The 3,580-nt window shown below is 70.3% G+C and carries 3 protein-coding genes; 2 read left to right on the forward strand and 1 reads right to left on the reverse strand.

Going from position 1 to position 3,580, the window contains the following annotated elements:
- Together RMO04_RS01770 and RMO04_RS01775 are read left to right on the forward strand one after the other, a co-directional pair.
- Positions 1-433, forward strand: a 433-nt coding sequence (locus tag RMO04_RS01770; protein ID WP_405041450.1) for an FAD binding domain-containing protein, incomplete at its 5' end; no start/stop codon positions are given.
- The gene (locus tag RMO04_RS01775) at positions 430-2,694 is read left to right on the forward strand and encodes a xanthine dehydrogenase family protein molybdopterin-binding subunit (protein ID WP_309643079.1); all 2,265 of its coding nucleotides are present in this window, start codon (positions 430-432) and stop codon (positions 2,692-2,694) included. The genes RMO04_RS01770 and RMO04_RS01775, both read left to right, overlap by 4 nt.
- On the opposite strand, the gene RMO04_RS01780 is transcribed toward RMO04_RS01775, so the two are convergent.
- A partial coding sequence (locus tag RMO04_RS01780) for an AraC family transcriptional regulator (RefSeq protein ID WP_309643080.1) occupies positions 2,691-3,580 on the reverse strand: 890 nt, incomplete at its 5' end. The genes RMO04_RS01775 and RMO04_RS01780 overlap by 4 nt on opposite strands.

Genomic DNA, 3,580 nt, shown 5'->3' on the forward strand with positions numbered 1-3,580 from the left:
CGGCGCCAGCGTCGAGACGCTGTCGCCCGACGGCGCGTCGCGAACCATCGCGGTGCGCGACCTGCATCGCCTGCCCGGCGACACGCCGCAGATCGAGACCGACCTCGCCCCGGGGGAACTGATCACCGCCGTCGTGATCCCGCCGCCGCCCGAGGGCGGCCAGGCCTACGCCAAGGTCCGCGACCGAGCCTCGTACGCCGGCGGCCTGGCCAGCGTGGCGGTGGCCGGCGGCCAGATCGCTTTCGGCGCCGTGGCCCACAAGCCCTGGCGCGCGGACAAGGTGGAGGCCGCGTTGGCCGGCGGCGCCTCGACGCTGGAAGCCGTGGACGCCGAGCTTTCGACCGCCAAGGCCAATGGCCGCAACGCTTTCAAGATCGATGTCATCCGCCGACTGACGGTGGCGACGCTCGCCGAGCAAGGGAGAGGCGCATGACCTCCGTCAAGGACTGGGCAGCGCCCAACCCCATCACCGAGAACCGCGGCGGGCTGATCGGCAAGGGCGTCGACCGCTATGAGGGCAGGCTCAAGGTCACCGGGACCGCCCCCTACGCCTATGAGGTCGAACCGCCGTCGCCACCGGCCTATGGCTATCTGGTCTCGGCCGGGATCGCGCGGGGACGCATCACCCGCATCGACACCGCCGCGGCGGAGGCCTCGCCAGGCGTTGAGATCGTCTGGACCTACAAGAACGTCCCCGTTCAGGCGCCGCGTGGGACGCGGGCAAATCCGCGCAGCCAGCGGGCGTCGAACCCGGCATTCGCCAGTGATCGCGTGGAGTTCTTCGGTCAATCGGTGGCCTTCGTGGTCGCCGACACCTTTGAAAACGCCCGCGCCGCCGCCAATCTGGTGGAGGTCGAATACGCCGCCGAAGACGCCCTGGTGGCGTTTGAAGCCAATGTCGATCAGGCCGAACAGCCTCCGGGCGAGGAGGACGTTCATATCGGCGACTTCCCGGCCGCCTATGGCGCCGCGCCGGTCAACGTCGACGAGACCTATGTCAGTCCGATCCAGAACCACGTTCAGATGGAGCCGGTGGCGACGCTCGCCTGGTGGGACGGCGAGAAGGTCACGGTCCACACCTCGATCCAGATGGTGAAGGGCGGCCAGCACGCCCTGGCCGAGACCCTGGCCATCCCCAGCGATCGGGTCCACCTGCTGACCCGCTATATCGGCGGCGGCTTCGGCGGCAAGGGCCAGCCCTATGATGACCTGGTGCTGGCCGCGCTGGGCGCACGCGAACTCGGGCGCCCGGTGAAGATCGCCTACACCCGCCAGCAGATGTTCCATGGCACCATCCATCGGCCTGCGGTGATCATGCGGGTGCGCCTGGGCGCCGAGGCCGACGGCAGACTGACGGCGTTCGCGGTCGAGGCGACCACCCACTGCGCCCGTCACGCGGTCTTCACCGAGCACGCGGCGAATTTCTCCCGCAACCTGTACGCCGCGCCCAACCGCCTCACCGGCCACCGCCTGGTGAAGATGGACCTGCCGGGCGCGGGACCCATGCGGGCGCCGGGCGAGGCGCCGGGCATGCTCAGCCTGGAATGCGCCATGGACGAGCTGGCCGAGAAGCTGGGCATGGACCCCATCGAGCTGCGTCTGCGCAACGAGCCGGACGTGGACCCGGAGACCGGCAAGCCGTTCTCCATCCGCCAACTGGTGCAGTGCCTCACGCAGGGCGCCCAGCGCTTCGGCTGGGAGCGCCGCAACCCCAAGCCCGGCCAGGTCCGCGACGGTCGTTGGCTGGTGGGGATGGGCATGGCCTGCGCCATCCGCGGCAACTTCCTGCTGCCGGCCAAGGCGGGGGTGCGGATCGACGCCGACGGAACCATTACCCTGCGGCAGGGCATGACCGACATCGGCACCGGCACCTATACGATATTGGCCCAGATCACCGCCGAGACCCTGGGCGTGCCGATGAGCCAGGTGAAGGTGGAGATCGGGGATTCCGAGTTCCCGCCCGCGCCGGGTTCGGGCGGCCAGTTCGGCGCGGCCACCGCGGGCTCAGCGGCCTACGAGGCCGGGATGAACCTGCGTAAGGCTCTGACGGAACTGGCGGTCGGCGACCCCAACTCGCCGCTCTATGGCGGTCCGGCGGAGTACGTGACCTTCGAGAATGGCCTGATCGGCATCGAGAACCGGACCGAGGGCCTCGCCGCCCTGGTGGCTCGCGCCGCGCCGGAAGGCGTCTACGTGGAGGGTTCGATCAGCCCCGCCGCCGACGCCCGTGACTATTCCCAGCACACCTACGGCGCCCACTTCGCCGAGGTCGGGGTGGACACGGTCACCGGCGAGGTGCGCATGCGCAAGATGTTCGGGGTGTTCGCCGCCGGCCGCATCCTCAACGCCAAGACCGCCAAGAGCCAGATCACCGGCGGCATGATCTGGGGCGTGGGCGCGGCGCTGACCGAGGGCAACGCCGTCGATCCGCGCTACGGCTCGTTCATCAACCAGGACATGGCCGGCTACCTGGTGCCGAGCCACGCCGACATCGTCGACCTGGACGCGATCTTCCTGGACGAGGCCGACGACAAGGCCAATCCGATGGGCATCAAGGGGGTCGGCGAGCTCGGCATCTGCGGCGCCGGGGCGGCGGTGGCCAACGCGATCTACAACGCCACGGGCGTGCGGCTACGCGACTATCCGATGACCCCAGACAAGGTTCTGGCCGGGATGATGGCCAAGGGGCTCTAACGCCGCGTCGGGCGCGTCGTTCGCCGCGGCGCGCCGCGATAGGCCGACGGCGTCACCCCATGGGCGGCGCGGAAGGCGGCCGTGAAGTGGCTGTGGCTGGAAAAGCCCAGATCCAGGGCCAGACCCGCGATGTCGTCGGTCTTCGGCAGCAGGGCCAGGGCCCGGGTGAGGCGCAGTCGACGCTGGTAGCGGCCGATGGGCGTGCCCTCCACGCGGTGGAATATCTCGGCCAGATAGACCGGCGACACGCCCAGGGTCCGGCCGATGCGGCTGAGCGAAAGCGGTTCGCTCGCGTGGGCGAGCATCTCCTTGACCGCCCGGACAAGACGGAGCGGGCGGGCGCCCACGGTCTCGGCGCGCGGCCGCGGCGCGCCCAGGACCGAGCGCAAAAGGCGCAGCGCGGCGTCCTCGATCGCCAGAACCTCCTCGCCGCCGCCGCGCATCAAGGCCGCGGCCAAGCGCTGGACGACCGGATCGGCCGCGGTGGTCAGGTCGTCGAACCGGGCGAGCCCTTCGCCGCCCGGGCGCACCAGCTCTTCCAGATGCGCCTCCGACAAGGTGACGATGATCGCGCGGACATCGTCGTCGGCCAGGCGCCGGTCGCGAGAGACGAGACCGGGCGTGATCATCAGGACCTGGTTGGGATCGCACAAGGCCTCGCGGCGTCCGGCCCTGATGTAGAAGGTGCTGGCGATCGGAATGAGGATCTGCCGCTCCCGCGACAGCACTTCGGGGGTCCATTCCGCCGTCAGGCCATGGGCCGTCGCCAGGTCGACCCGTAGGGGGTCGCCGTCGGCAAGCCGTCGCCGCGTCTCATGGAACGCGGCGGGTTGAGGGCGGGCGGACGACTGCGGCACGTGCGCAGCATGATCGTCCATGGCGGCGG

It is taken from the genome of Phenylobacterium sp. (assembly GCF_031412415.1).
Lineage (GTDB): Bacteria > Pseudomonadota > Alphaproteobacteria > Caulobacterales > Caulobacteraceae > Phenylobacterium.